Annotated in this window: 13 protein-coding genes; 7 read left to right on the top strand and 6 right to left on the bottom strand. The window is 28.2% G+C overall.

The features are described from left to right. Nucleotide 1 precedes the first annotated feature (1 nt). The 3 genes from BW723_RS17430 to pyrR are packed head-to-tail and all read right to left on the bottom strand — an operon-like array spanning nucleotide 2 to nucleotide 1,837. Nucleotides 2-334, bottom strand: coding sequence for a hypothetical protein (locus BW723_RS17430; RefSeq protein ID WP_068358316.1), 333 nt, complete (start codon nucleotides 332-334; stop codon nucleotides 2-4). A 32-nt stretch (nucleotides 335-366) separates the two neighbouring features. Continuing rightward, nucleotides 367-1,296, bottom strand: a complete 930-nt coding sequence (locus tag BW723_RS17425; protein WP_068358313.1) for an aspartate carbamoyltransferase catalytic subunit — start codon at nucleotides 1,294-1,296, stop codon at nucleotides 367-369. 1 nt (nucleotide 1,297) lies between these two features. After that, entirely contained in the window at nucleotides 1,298-1,837 is a 540-nt protein-coding gene (pyrR, locus tag BW723_RS17420) for a bifunctional pyr operon transcriptional regulator/uracil phosphoribosyltransferase PyrR (RefSeq protein WP_068358310.1), read from the bottom strand. A gap of 194 nt (nucleotides 1,838-2,031) precedes the next feature. Here pyrR and BW723_RS17415 point away from each other — a divergent pair, with 194 nt between their 5' ends. Together BW723_RS17415 and BW723_RS17410 are read left to right on the top strand one after the other, a co-directional pair. Continuing rightward, nucleotides 2,032-3,402, top strand: coding sequence for a tetratricopeptide repeat protein (locus tag BW723_RS17415; RefSeq protein WP_068358306.1), 1,371 nt, complete (start codon nucleotides 2,032-2,034; stop codon nucleotides 3,400-3,402). Nucleotides 3,403-3,412: 10 nt separating this feature from the next. Beyond that, nucleotides 3,413-3,994, top strand: coding sequence for a Crp/Fnr family transcriptional regulator (locus tag BW723_RS17410; RefSeq protein WP_068358303.1), 582 nt, complete (start codon nucleotides 3,413-3,415; stop codon nucleotides 3,992-3,994). Here the strand turns inward: BW723_RS17410 and BW723_RS17405 are convergent, their stop codons facing one another. Beyond that, nucleotides 3,995-4,792 carry an MBL fold metallo-hydrolase gene (locus BW723_RS17405; RefSeq protein WP_317197677.1) on the bottom strand — a complete coding sequence of 266 codons (798 nt, stop codon included), beginning with the start codon at nucleotides 4,790-4,792 and terminating at the stop codon, nucleotides 3,995-3,997. It lies immediately after the preceding gene. A gap of 101 nt (nucleotides 4,793-4,893) precedes the next feature. Between BW723_RS17405 and BW723_RS17400 the strand changes: the two genes are divergently transcribed. The 4 genes from BW723_RS17400 to BW723_RS17385 all read left to right on the top strand — a co-directional run bounded on the left by BW723_RS17400 (nucleotide 4,894) and on the right by BW723_RS17385 (nucleotide 9,568). Beyond that, nucleotides 4,894-5,817 (top strand): polyprenyl-phosphate transporter, encoded by a 924-nt coding sequence (locus tag BW723_RS17400; RefSeq protein WP_068358297.1) that lies wholly within the window; start codon nucleotides 4,894-4,896, stop codon nucleotides 5,815-5,817. After that, nucleotides 5,818-6,828 (top strand): DUF368 domain-containing protein, encoded by a 1,011-nt coding sequence (locus BW723_RS17395; protein WP_068358294.1) that lies wholly within the window; start codon nucleotides 5,818-5,820, stop codon nucleotides 6,826-6,828. It abuts the gene before it with no gap. Beyond that, complete coding sequence (locus tag BW723_RS17390; RefSeq protein WP_068358290.1) at nucleotides 6,806-7,561, top strand: shikimate dehydrogenase family protein; 756 nt, start codon at nucleotides 6,806-6,808, stop codon at nucleotides 7,559-7,561. The genes BW723_RS17395 and BW723_RS17390 overlap by 23 nt, the downstream gene beginning before the upstream one ends. A 108-nt stretch (nucleotides 7,562-7,669) precedes the next feature. Beyond that, the gene (locus BW723_RS17385; protein ID WP_068358286.1) at nucleotides 7,670-9,568 is read left to right on the top strand and encodes a DUF349 domain-containing protein; all 1,899 of its coding nucleotides are present in this window, start codon (nucleotides 7,670-7,672) and stop codon (nucleotides 9,566-9,568) included. Nucleotides 9,569-9,645: 77 nt separating this feature from the next. On the opposite strand, the gene BW723_RS17380 is transcribed toward BW723_RS17385, so the two are convergent. Continuing rightward, nucleotides 9,646-10,419, bottom strand: coding sequence for a zinc ribbon domain-containing protein (locus tag BW723_RS17380; RefSeq protein WP_068358283.1), 774 nt, complete (start codon nucleotides 10,417-10,419; stop codon nucleotides 9,646-9,648). 2 nt (nucleotides 10,420-10,421) lie between these two features. Further along, a complete protein-coding gene (locus BW723_RS17375) occupies nucleotides 10,422-11,516 on the bottom strand; it encodes a Nif3-like dinuclear metal center hexameric protein (protein WP_068358280.1) in 1,095 nt (364 codons plus the stop codon). A gap of 76 nt (nucleotides 11,517-11,592) precedes the next feature. Here BW723_RS17375 and lpxK point away from each other — a divergent pair, with 76 nt between their 5' ends. Continuing rightward, entirely contained in the window at nucleotides 11,593-12,609 is a 1,017-nt protein-coding gene (lpxK, locus tag BW723_RS17370; protein WP_068358277.1) for a tetraacyldisaccharide 4'-kinase, read from the top strand. Nucleotides 12,610-12,663: the final 54 nt, after the last annotated feature.

Genomic DNA, 12,663 nt, shown 5'->3' with positions numbered 1-12,663 from the left:
GTTAAAATCCTAGTTCTCTTTCCATAGCTTCCATTTCTAGAATGTCTTCTGCTTCAATTAGAGTAGGAGCAATGTTAAAATTCTCTGGAAAATCGTCCATATTAATATTGCTTTTTACAATAACAAAAGAAGTGCCATTTTCCTTTTTTTCTTCGGTTATACTCAAAAATAGTAAAATTTCTTCTGTTTTAACGTTAAGATTTTCAGAAATTTGTAAAACTAAATGCTCTTTTTTTAAACTGGTTAGGTTTTCTAAAAACGATTCATAGAAACTAGAAAACGAATTGTCATCCGAAGAAACAAGCGTGTATTTTTCTTTTTTTTCTATTTTCATTACTAAATTTTTAAAGATTTAACTTCCAACTTCTACCTCTTAATCTGTTGCGCTAACAAATAAATAACTGCCATTCTTACAGCAACACCATTTTCTACTTGGTTTAAAATAATAGATTGGTCAGAATCTGCAACACTACTTGTTATTTCTACTCCTCTGTTTATTGGTCCTGGATGCATTATTACAATTTTCTTGCCAAGATTATCTAAAATCTCATTATTTATACCAAAAAGCTGTGTATATTCTCTGGTTGATGGAAAATATTTAATATCCATTCTTTCGTGTTGTACACGTAAAACGTTGGCAACATCACACCATTCTAAAGCTTTTTTAAGGTTAGTTTCTACTTCTACACCTAAACTAGAAATATATTTAGGTATTAAAGTTGTGGGACCGCAAACTTTTACTTGAGCACCTTGTAATTGCAATGCAAATATGTTAGATAAAGCAACTCTAGAGTGTAAAATATCGCCAACAATAACAATTTTTTTACCTTTTACAGTTCCTAATTTTTCTCTTATTGAGTAAGAATCTAATAATGCCTGTGTTGGGTGTTCATGAGTTCCATCTCCAGCATTTATAATTTTTGCATCTACGTGTTTCGATAAAAAGACACCTGCACCAACATTTCCATGACGCATAACAACAATATCTACTTTCATAGATAAAATATTGTTAACTGTGTCTATTAATGTTTCTCCTTTTTTAACAGAAGATTGTCCTGCAGAGAAATTAATGACATCCGCAGAAAGTCTTTTTTCTGCCAATTCAAAAGAAAGTTTAGTTCTTGTGCTATTTTCGAAAAATAAATTGGCAATGGTTATATCTCTTAAAGAAGGTACTTTTTTAATAGGTCTGTTAATTACTTCTTTAAAATGATCTGCAGTTTTAAATATTAAATCAATATCATTTGGGTTTAGGTATTTTATACCTAATAAATGTTCTACACTTAATTTATCCATACTATGTTTGCTCAATATAAACTGCGTCTTTTTTATTGTTTTCTTTCCAAGAAACCAACACCTTTTCTTCATTTATAGCATCTACTTGTCTGCCCCTATAGTTGGGCTGAATTGGTAAATGTCTACTAAATCGTCTATCAATTAAAACCAACAATTCTATATTTTTTGGTCTTCCATAAGATTGAATTGCTGTTAATGCTGCTCTAATACTTCTTCCAGAAAACAACACATCATCTATAATAACTACTTTTTTATCTTCTACTAAAAAATTAATTTTGGTCGATGTTGCAGCTAAAGGTTCATCTCTTCTTCTAAAATCGTCTCTATAAAAGGTAATGTCTAAAAGCCCTAATTGTAAGTCTTTGATTTGATATTCAGTTTTTAATAAATTCGCTAATCTATTGGCCAAATAAGAGCCTCTTGGTTGTAAACCAATTAAGACTGTATTAGAAAAATCGTTATGATTTTCAATTAATTGGCAAGCCAATCTATGAAGAATGATTTCAATATCTTTTGAGTTAAGTAAAGTTTTTTTGCTCATAAGAAACCTATCAAATTTAAGTTGATAGTTATTGAAAATCAAAATTAATGTAAATAAATGTATATGCAAAAATTTATAGATACTAATTGCAAATTATGCTTTGTTAATTAAATTGTTGAAAACAAAAACAAATTTGCCTAAAGTACTTAAAGACTTGTATTATTTTTAATGTGTATAATTCAAATACTATAGCTATGTCTTTGACAAAATTTGAATCCATGCTTAAAACCAATGCAATATATTTTTTTGATTTGGTTGAGTTTGAGGAAATTATAATCCATTATTTAGATGTTGGTAAGCACTCTTTAGCTAAAAAAGCTGTTCAATTAGGTTTAGAACAACACCCAGAATCTATAGATTTAAAATTTTTAAGAGTCGAATTGTATATTTTTGAAAATGAATTAGATAAAGCTTCTACTTTATTAAAAAGAATTGAATTAATAGACCCAAACAACGATGAGCTTTTTATACAAAAGGCAACCATAAAATCGAAGTTAGGCAATCATCAAGAAGCTATCATCAACCTACAAAAAGCGCTTACTTTTACAGAAGATAAATTAGACGTTTGGTCTTTGATGGGGATGGAGTATCTGTATTTAGACGATTTTGAAAATGCACGTTTAAATTTTGCCAAATGTATTGATGTGGATTTTGAAGATTATTCTGCACTTTATAATATTGTGTATTGTTTTGATATGGAAAAAGAGCATGAACAAGCTATAAATTATTTAAATAATTATATTGATATAAATCCGTATTGCGAAGTTGCTTGGCATCAATTAGGGAGGCAATATTTTATGTTAGATAAGTTTGATAAAGCTTTAACTGCTTTTGATTATGCTGTTTTAATTGATGAACATTTTATTGGTGGATATTTAGAAAAAGCCAAAACTTTAGAAGAATTAGAAGACTATGAAAAAGCAATTGAAAATTATTTAATTACTTTAGAATTAGATGACCCAACTGCGTTTGCTTATGTAAGAATAGGCGAGTGTTACGAAAAATTGAATAAATTCGATGATGCTATTTCTTTTTATAAAAAAGCAGTTCATGAAGACCCATTGTTAGATAGAGGTTGGATTTTGTTAACCAATCTTTATTATAATTCAGAGAATTATGAAAAAGCTTCTTATTACATTTCTAAAGCTATAAAAATTGATGAAAGTAACGCTGTTTATTGGAGACGATATGCAGAAATTAAATTAAAGTTAGGTTTTAATAAAGAGGCAATAATTGGCTATAAACAATGTTTAGCATTAAATTATGATGCTTTAGAAATTTATATTGCATTAACAGATCTTTTATCTTTTGTTGGTGAATTTAATGAAGCTATCGATTTGCTGTTTAGATCTCAAAAAACGTATAAAGATTTTGCAGAAGTAGAATATAGATTGGCTGGTTTGTTTTTTGTTTTAGATAAAGAAAAACACGGATTTAATCATTTAATTGTTGCAATGAAAATAGATTACGAATATCATACCATTTTAAACGAATTATTTCCTACAGTTTATGATGATAAAAAAGTACAAAAACTTTTAACCAATTATAAAAAGGCTTTAGAATAGTTTCTTTTAAATGCTTCACGATCAACTAAAACAAAATATTCAAAAATCTGTAGAAATTTCTAAATCAGATTTAGAATCTATTTGCCAAAATTTTAAACATTCTATTGTTAAAAAAGGCGATTTTTTAGTTACTCAAGGTAAAGTTTGCAAGTTCGAAGGTTTTGTTAATGAAGGTTGTTTTAGAATTTTTACGATCGATCAAAAAGGAAATGAAAATACTTTGTATTTTGCAGTAAAAGGTTGGTGGCTTATGGATGTAGATAGTTTTATGAATCAAACTCCTTCTGCTTTAAATATTCAAGCATTAGAAGATAGTGAAATACTTAGTATTACTAAAATTGATAAAGAACAACTTTACAAAACAAAACCTATTGTAGAAAAACTTTTTAGAGTTATGAGTCAAAAAGCCTTAATTGCTTGGCAAAAAAGGCTTATTCAAAATCATACGTTAACCGCTAAAGAACGTTATTATCACTTTATAGAAAAATATCCAAAAATGGTTTCTAAACTCACGGATAGACAAGTATCTAGTTACTTAGGAATTACTCACGAGTTTTTAAGTAAAATAAAAAGAACAAAAGCTAAAAAGTAACTATTCTTTTTTTCTATTCGGATACCAATTCCATTGAATAACCTCGATTTCTTTATCCTTTTCTTTAATTATTTCTTTAAACTTGGTAACATCACTTAAACCATTTGTACCTCTATAATGATAAGGATACACTTTTTTTGGTTTAAAAGCCAAAACTCCATCAGCAGCACTTTCAACGTTCATAGTATAAGGCAAGTTCATACAAACAAAAGCTTTATCTATATTTTTTAAATTTCTCATTTCTGGTATGTCTTCGGTATCTCCAGAAAAGTAAATACGTTCATTAGCAATTGTTAAAACATATCCATTTCCTCTTCCTTTACTATGAAATTTTAATGCCTCTTTTCTTAAATTGTACATTGGTATTGCTTCAATTTTAAAATTTGAGAAGCTTTTGGTTTCATCATTATTTATTGTAATAATTTCTTTTACTTTTAATTCTGATAAATTTTTGGCTACAGCTTCTGGAGCAATAACAGTTGAATTGCTTAATTCTAAAGCTTTTAAAGTATTCAGATTCATGTGGTCTCCATGAATATCTGTAATTAAAACATAATCGGCTTTTTTAAAACTAGCGAAATCATCAGCAGTACCTGTAGGATCTAAATAAATAGTAGAGTTATCAAATTCGATAACCGCTGTTGCATGACTTACAGGTATTATTTTTGTTTCAGATATTGCATTTTTTGTTTCTGTTGTCGCTTTTTTAGATACAGCAACTTCTTTCTTCTGCTCATTTTTGCAAGATAACAGCGTTAAAAATAGAATTGATAATGTTAAAAAGTGTCTTTTCATCATAAAAAATATTGGTTCTTTCAAATATAAGAATAATCAAAAAAGTTGTTGTAAACATTTCTTTAAATTCCTTTATCTTCGTTTTTTAAAAATAATACTGAAAAATGAGTAGAAAGGTTAAAGATTATGTTGTAATTAGTTTAAAAGGAATGGCTATGGGAGCTGCAGATGTTGTCCCTGGAGTTTCTGGAGGTACAATTGCTTTTATTTCTGGAATTTACGAAGAATTATTAGGTTCTATTAGTAATGTGAATTTAGGTTTGTTTAAAACTTTAAAAAAAGAAGGTTTTAAAGAAGCTTGGAAACAATTGAATGGTAATTTCTTGTTGGCTCTTTTTATCGGAATTTTCATAAGTATTATTTCTTTAGCAAAAGCTATTAAATACCTTTTAGAGAATGAGCCAATATTACTATGGTCTTTCTTTTTTGGGTTGGTTTTAGCGAGTATTATTTACATTGCTAAACAAATTTCTAAATGGAATGTTGTTTCAATAGTAGCTTTGGTTTTGGGTGCTTTTTTAGCTTATTATATTACTACTTTAAATCCTTTAGTTTCTGAGAGTTCATCCTCTTTATATATTTTATTTGCAGGTGCAATAGCCATTTGTGCAATGATTTTACCAGGTATTTCTGGTTCTTTTATTTTAGTTTTGTTAGGGGCTTATAAACCTGTTTTAGATGCTGTAAATGATAGAGATTTTAAAACAATTTTAATTTTTATGGTTGGTGCAGTTATCGGTTTATTGTCTTTTTCGAAGGTATTAAAATGGTTGTTTGCCAATTATAAAAATTACACGTTAGCAGCTTTAACCGGTTTTATTATTGGTTCTTTAAATAAAATTTGGCCTTGGAAAGAAACTTTAACTTGGCGTACAAATTCTCACGGAATTAAAGTTCCTTTTAATCAACAAAGTGTTTCTCCATTTTCTTTTGAAGGAAACCCACAACTTACTTTTGCTATTATTTTAGCAATAATTGGTTTTGCTCTAATTTTAATAATGGAAAAATTGGCAGTAAAAAAACACTAAATGCATCAACAAAGAACATTTTCACAAAAGTTAACCTTGTTTTTAAAAGGTTTAGCAATGGGAGCTGCGAACAAAGTTCCAGGTGTTTCTGGAGGAACTGTTTCTTTTGTTTTGGGGTATTATGAGGAGTTAATTTTTTCTTTTCAAAGATTTAATTTAAAGGCACTTAATTTATTAATTAGACGTAAATACAAGAGTTTTTATCAATATATAAACGCTCAATTTTTATTACTGATTATGGGAGGTAGCATATTCAGTTATTTTAGTGTTTCTTTAATTTTAGATTTCTTCTTACAACTCTACGAATTGTTTGTTTGGAGTTGGTTTTTTGGGATGATTATTGGATCTATAATATACATAAGCAAAGGATTTGAAGATTGGTATAGAAAGAACTTAGTCTACATATTTCTTGGTGTAATATTTGGTTTGGCTATAAGTTTTTTAACTCCGGCAAAAGAAAACGACAACCTTTGGTTTGTTTTTGTTTGTGGTATAATTGGCGTTTCTGGTATGACGTTGCCAGGGCTTTCAGGCTCTTTTATCTTATTATTATTGGGTAATTATGTATTACTTTTGGTAGATTCTGTAAATGTTTTATTAAATGTAATAACTAATTTATTAACGGGTAATTTTCAAGTATTATCAGATCCAATAAAGATAAAGTATTTAAAAATTATTGCTGTTTTTACAGGTGGTTCTGTTTTTGGTTTAGTTTCTATATCTCATATTCTAGGTTATGTTTTAAAACGATGGAATAAAATGGTAAATGCCATAATTCTTGGTTTTATAACAGGTTCTTTAGGTATAGTATGGCCTTGGAAAAAAGCAATTTATACACAAGAAAATGGTACCTTTTTATATGATAAAGAAGGACATAAGGTAATAGAAAATTACGAACGTTTTTTACCAGAAGTTTTTAATTTAGAAACAGTTTTAGCTGTCTTTTTTATTTTTTTAGGTATAGGATTAATTTTAGCTATAGATTATTATGAGAGAAGAAGAAAAAGATAAATTATTTGGGTTATTAGGTAAAAATATATCCTACTCATTTTCTAGAGGATATTTTACAGAAAAGTTTAAAGAATTAAATTTAAACAAACACAAGTATGTAAATTTCGATTTACAAGAAATCCAAAATTTTCCATCTATTATTGATGAAAACGAGCACTTAAAAGGAATTAATGTAACAATTCCATACAAAGAAGATGTAATTCCGTTTTTGAATAAATTAGATAAAACTGCCGAAGAAATTGGAGCTGTAAATACCATAAAATTTACAAAAAGAGGTGATTTAAAAGGTTATAATTCTGATGTTGTTGGTTTTGAAAACTCGATATTTCCGTTGTTAAAAAAGCATCATAAAAGAGCTTTAATTTTAGGAACTGGAGGCGCATCTAAAGCGATTGCTTACGCTTTTAAAAGAAATGATATCAAATTTAAATTTGTATCTAGAAAACCAAAAGGTAAAAAAGAAATTTCTTATGATGATTTAACCCAAGAAATTATGGAAAAATATACAATAATTGTAAATTCTACTCCAGTTGGTACATCACCAGAAATAGAAAAATACCCAAATATTCCTTATCAATTTATTACATCAAATCATATTCTTTACGATTTAATCTATAACCCTGCAGAAACTACTTTTTTATCTAAAGGAAAAGAAAAAGGAGCAACCATAAAAAACGGCCTAGAAATGCTAAAACTACAAGCAGAAGAATCTTGGCGAATTTGGAATGAGTAAGATTTATGAATATCATTGTCAATTAAACTTGGAATTAATGTAAGTTGTCAGTATTTTTGAAGAGATTATAACATTGGTGTTATATACAGACGTTTAAACATTGTAGATATGTTAGAAAATAAAGATGAAGACGTTAATAAAAACGATTCAAAACCAGAAGAAGTAAATAACACTGAAGCTAGTGCTCAAGAAACTAGGGAAGAAGTAGTTCATGAAGTAAATGAAGAAACTACGAAAGCTGTAGAAGAAGTTGAGAATTCTGTAGCAGAAAGTGCAGAAAAAGACGATTCTAAAGAAGCTGAAATACCTGAAGTTGATTATACTTCCCTTTCTTTAGAAGAGTTAGCAGCGAGTTTAAAAAGTGCTTTAAACAACAATTCTGTTCAGAAAATTAAATCTCAAGTAGAAGCAATTAAAAGTGCTTTTAACCAAAAATTTGGCGCTTTACTTGCAGAAAAAAAAGCTGCTTTCTTAGCAGAAGGTGGTAATTCTATAGATTTTCAGTTTTCTAGCCCTATAAAATCAGAATACAATAGCTTACTATCAGAATATAAAAAGCAAAGAGATGCTTATTATAAAAATTTAGAAAAAGAGCTAAAAGAGAATTTAGAAAAGCGAGTATCTGTTATTGAAAGTTTAAAAGACTTAATTGAAGATGCAGATGCTTCTACAATGTATAAAAGCTTTAAACAGATTCAGGAAAAATGGCAAACCATAGGTCCAGTACCAAAGTCTTACTACAATGATACTTGGAAAATTTATCATCATCACGTAGAACGTTTTTATGATTTATTGCACATAAATAACGATTTAAGAGATTTAGATTTTAGACATAATTTAGAAGAAAAACTTAAAATTATTCAGCAAGCAGAAGCATTAGCTAATGAAAATGATATAAATTATGCTTCTAAAGAATTGCAAGATTTACACAAAAAGTGGAAAGAAGATATTGGCCCGGTAGCTAAAGAAATGCGTGAAGAAGTTTGGCATAAATTTAGTGAAGCTACCAAGAAAATTCACGATAAGAGGCATAATTATTTCAAAGAAATGCGCTCTAAACATCAAGAAATAATAGATAAAAAATTAGCGGTTATTGAGTTAATTAATGCTTACGATACCTCTAATAATAAAACGCATAACGATTGGCAAAAAAGTATTGTTGAATTCGAGAAAATTAGACAACAATATTTTAATGTAGGAAAACTACCTTACAATAAAAGCGAAGAAGTTTGGCAAAAATTTAAAGCAGCAACTAAAAAATTTAATAGTGCTAAAAATGTATTTTACAAACAAGAAAAGAGTGGCCAGCAAGAGAATTTGCAGAAAAAGATTGCTTTAATAGAATTAGCAGAATCTTTAAAAGAAAGCACAGATTGGGAAATGGCTACAAATGCTATGAAAAAAGTACAATCTGATTGGAAAAAAATTGGACATGTACCTCGTAAATTTTCTGATGATATCTGGAAACGCTTTAAAGCCGCATGTAATCATTATTTTGATAGATATCATGAAGAAAAAAATGCAGCAAGCAAAGAAGATCAAGCAACTGTAGTAGCTAAAAAAGAATTTTTAGATACTTTAAAAGAAACCGAAAAAGTTACTAAAGAATCTGTTTTAGACGCAATTACAACTTGGAGAAGTTTAGGAAGATTACCTAGAAATGCACGTCATTTAGAAGGTAAATTTAATAAACAAATAGATAAGTTATTAGCTAGTTTATCTATGGATAAATCAGAAGTAGAAATGCTTAAGTTTACTACTTTAGTTGATGGTTATTTAGCTGAAGAAGATTATAGAAAGCTAGATTCTGAGCAGTTATTTGTTAGAAAAAAGATTGATGAATCAGTAAGAGAAATTCAGCAATTAGAAAACAATTTAGGCTTTTTCTCGAATGCAAAAGCAGATAATCCTTTAGTAATTAATGTTAGAAACCAAATTGACGGTTTTAAAGAACAACAAGCTATCTGGAAACAGAAACTAAGCTATCTAAAAAAGTTAGATTATTAATACAATATTATTCTTATAAACAAAAAACTCGAAGCAAATGCTTCGAGTTTTTTTATACTTTATATTTTAAAAAAGAATTAAGCGAATAACTTATCCATTTTTTCTTTTTCTTCTTCTGCCAAAGCTGCATCAACTAAAATACGACCACTGTGCTCGTCTATAGTAATTTTTTTTCTATTAGCAATTTCTAGTTGTACTTGTGGTGGAATTGTAAAATAAGAACCTCCAGAAGCTCCACGTTCTATGGCAACAACAGCTAAACCATTTTTTACTTTGGTTCTAATTCTGTTATAAGCTGCAAATAAATGGCTGTCTAAAGATTCACCAAATTCTTGCGATTTTTTAATTAAAAGCTCTTCTTCTTTTTGAGTTTCTTGTAAAATAGCATCTAATTCAGATTTTTTATGACCTAAATGTTTTTCTTGTCTTGCTAATTTTTCTTTAGTAGCATCAATTACTTCATTTTTCTGAGCAATTTTTGCTTTGTACTCGTTAATTCTTTTTTCTGCTAATTGAATCTCTAAATCTTGATATTCAATTTCTTTAGATAAAGAATCAAACTCTCTATTATTTCTTACTTTTTTCTGTTGTTCGTCGTACTTTTTCATTAACGATTTAGATTCATCAATAGCTAACTTTTTGTTATTTATATCTGTTTCTAAACTTGTAACGTCTTTGTTTAAGTTCGCAATACGAGTATTTAACCCAGCAACTTCATCTTCTAAATCTTCAACTTCTAAAGGTAATTCACCTCTAACATTTCTAATTTCGTCAATTCTAGAGTCTATTAATTGTAAGTCATATAAAGCTCTTAATTTTGCTTCAACCGAAATTTCTTTCTTCTTTGCCATGTTTATATATAATATATAGGATTTGTACTTTTTTCTGATAAAATGATTGCAAAATTACTAAATTTTTTCGTAAGATAGTCAACCAAAAGGTTTTTTGTAAACTGTTCGCTTTCATAATGCCCAATATCTGCCAAAAGAATACTATTTTCTGCTTTAAAAAACTCGTGATATTTAAAATCTGCACTTACGTAAGCATCAGCTCCAGCTTTTTTTGCATCAGAAATCGCAAAACTTCCAGAACCACCTAAAACAGCTACTTTCTTTATTTTTTTGTTGATAAAAGCAGAGTGCCTTACACAATCTGTTTTCATAGTTTTTTTAAGATATTGTAAAAAATCTTGTTCATCCATTTCTTTTTGTAATTCACCAATCATTCCCATTCCAATATCTTGATGTACATTTTCTGTGGTTATAATTTCGTAAGCAACTTCTTCATAAGGATGATTTTCTTGTAGCGCTTTTAAAATGGATTTTTCATTTTTGCTTTCAAAAATTACAGATATTTTGGTTTCAGGTTCTGTATGTAATTTTCCTTTTTCTCCTAAAACAGGATTAGAGTTTTCATTTCCTTTAAAAGTTCCATCACCAGAAACATTAAAAGAGCAATTATCATAATTACCAATATTTCCTGCACCAGCATCAAAAAGAGCAGTTCTTAAATCGTTAGCACTTTTGTTTGGTACATAAGTCGTCAGCTTTTTGATAATCCCTTTTTTAGGAATTAAAACCTTAGTGTTTGTTAAGCCTAAAACTTCGCACATTTTTGCAGAAACTCCGTTTTTAGAATTGTCTAAAGCAGTGTGAGTGGCATAAATTGCAATGTTGTTTTGAATCGCTTTTAAAACAACACGTTCTACATAAGAATTACCATTCAGTTTTTTTAATCCACTAAAAATTATAGGATGAAAGCTAACAATTAAATTACAATTTTTTGCAATAGCCTCATCAACTGTTTCTTCTAAAGTATCTAAGGTTACAAGCACTCCAGTAACTTTTGTGTTGTAACTACCAATTAATAAACCAACATTATCAAAGCTTTCGGCGTAGTTTAAAGGTGCAAGTTTTTCTATGTAATTTGCGATGTCTTTTATTATCATAAAACAAAATTGATTCTAACTTCAAAGTTACTATTTTCAATTCATCAATCCATAAAAATGACTTATTTTCGTATGAATGAAATTTCTTAGATTTTTATTATTTCCGTTTGCAATTATTTATGATGCTGTAACAACCATCAGAAATTTATTTTTTGATGTTGGTGTTTTTAAACAAACTTCCTTTAAAACTCCAGTTATTGTTGTTGGTAATTTAAGTGTTGGGGGTACAGGTAAAACGCCTCAAATAGAATATTTAATAAGACTATTAAAAGACGTTTTTAAAGTATCGGTTTTAAGTAGAGGTTATAAGCGTAAAACTAAAGGTTTTGTGTTGTTAAATAACTTTCATAATGCTTTAGATGTTGGTGATGAACCTTTACAATACTTTAAAAAGTTTACAAATATTACTGTTGCTGTTGATGCAAATAGGGTAGAAGGAGTTCAAAATTTAATTCAACAAAAATCACCAGATGTTATTTTGTTAGATGATGCATATCAGCATAGAAAAATAAAAGGGAGTTTTTATATTTTACTAACTAAATACAATGATTTATTTACGAAAGATTTTTTGCTACCAACAGGGAATTTACGAGAAAGTAGGAGTGGAGCAAAAAGAGCAGATGTAATTATTGTTACGAAATGTCCAAATAATTTAGATTTTAATCAACAAGAATCTATAAAAAGGAAGTTAAAGAAATATCAAAAAGAAGTTTTTTTTACAACAATTTCTTATGGTGAAATTAAGTCGAAACAAAATTTAATTTCGGTTGATGATCTAAAGAATTATCAAGTTCTGTTGATTACTGGTATTGCAAATCCAAATCCGCTTTTAAATTATTTAGATGATAATAAAATTAATTATAATCATTTAAAATATGCAGATCATCATCATTTTTCATTCGAAGAAATAAAAGAAATAAAAGAAAAGTTTAATGTTTTTACATCAGATAAAAAAATAATTTTAACCACCGAAAAAGATTACACTCGATTATCAGATGTACTAGAAAAACTTTTTTACATAGAAATAGAAACTCGTTTTTTAGACAATCAAAAAGAAGATTTTAATCAAAAAATTATCAACCATATACAATAAAACCGATGTTATAAACACCGGTTTTTGCTTTTTGAATTTTTGTTAAAAGTTTTC

Source organism: Polaribacter reichenbachii, from assembly GCF_001975665.1.
Lineage (GTDB): Bacteria > Bacteroidota > Bacteroidia > Flavobacteriales > Flavobacteriaceae > Polaribacter > Polaribacter reichenbachii.
Note: the sequence above shows the minus strand (reverse complement) of the source record. Positions and strands in the feature narration are given on the sequence as shown.

What these genes read in the sequence shown, in the direction of transcription:
- BW723_RS17430 (WP_068358316.1), bottom strand. Translation starts at nt 334, where the DNA reads ATGAAAATAGAAAAAAAAGAAAAATACACGCTTGTTTCTTCGGATGAC.
- BW723_RS17425 (WP_068358313.1), bottom strand. Translation starts at nt 1,296, where the DNA reads ATGGATAAATTAAGTGTAGAACATTTATTAGGTATAAAATACCTAAAC.
- pyrR (WP_068358310.1), bottom strand. Translation starts at nt 1,837, where the DNA reads ATGAGCAAAAAAACTTTACTTAACTCAAAAGATATTGAAATCATTCTT.
- BW723_RS17415 (WP_068358306.1), top strand. Translation starts at nt 2,032, where the DNA reads ATGTCTTTGACAAAATTTGAATCCATGCTTAAAACCAATGCAATATAT.
- BW723_RS17410 (WP_068358303.1), top strand. Translation starts at nt 3,413, where the DNA reads ATGCTTCACGATCAACTAAAACAAAATATTCAAAAATCTGTAGAAATT.
- BW723_RS17405 (WP_317197677.1), bottom strand. Translation starts at nt 4,792, where the DNA reads ATGATGAAAAGACACTTTTTAACATTATCAATTCTATTTTTAACGCTG.
- BW723_RS17400 (WP_068358297.1), top strand. Translation starts at nt 4,894, where the DNA reads ATGAGTAGAAAGGTTAAAGATTATGTTGTAATTAGTTTAAAAGGAATG.
- BW723_RS17395 (WP_068358294.1), top strand. Translation starts at nt 5,818, where the DNA reads ATGCATCAACAAAGAACATTTTCACAAAAGTTAACCTTGTTTTTAAAA.
- BW723_RS17390 (WP_068358290.1), top strand. Translation starts at nt 6,806, where the DNA reads ATGAGAGAAGAAGAAAAAGATAAATTATTTGGGTTATTAGGTAAAAAT.
- BW723_RS17385 (WP_068358286.1), top strand. Translation starts at nt 7,670, where the DNA reads ATGTTAGAAAATAAAGATGAAGACGTTAATAAAAACGATTCAAAACCA.
- BW723_RS17380 (WP_068358283.1), bottom strand. Translation starts at nt 10,419, where the DNA reads ATGGCAAAGAAGAAAGAAATTTCGGTTGAAGCAAAATTAAGAGCTTTA.
- BW723_RS17375 (WP_068358280.1), bottom strand. Translation starts at nt 11,516, where the DNA reads ATGATAATAAAAGACATCGCAAATTACATAGAAAAACTTGCACCTTTA.
- lpxK (WP_068358277.1), top strand. Translation starts at nt 11,593, where the DNA reads ATGAAATTTCTTAGATTTTTATTATTTCCGTTTGCAATTATTTATGAT.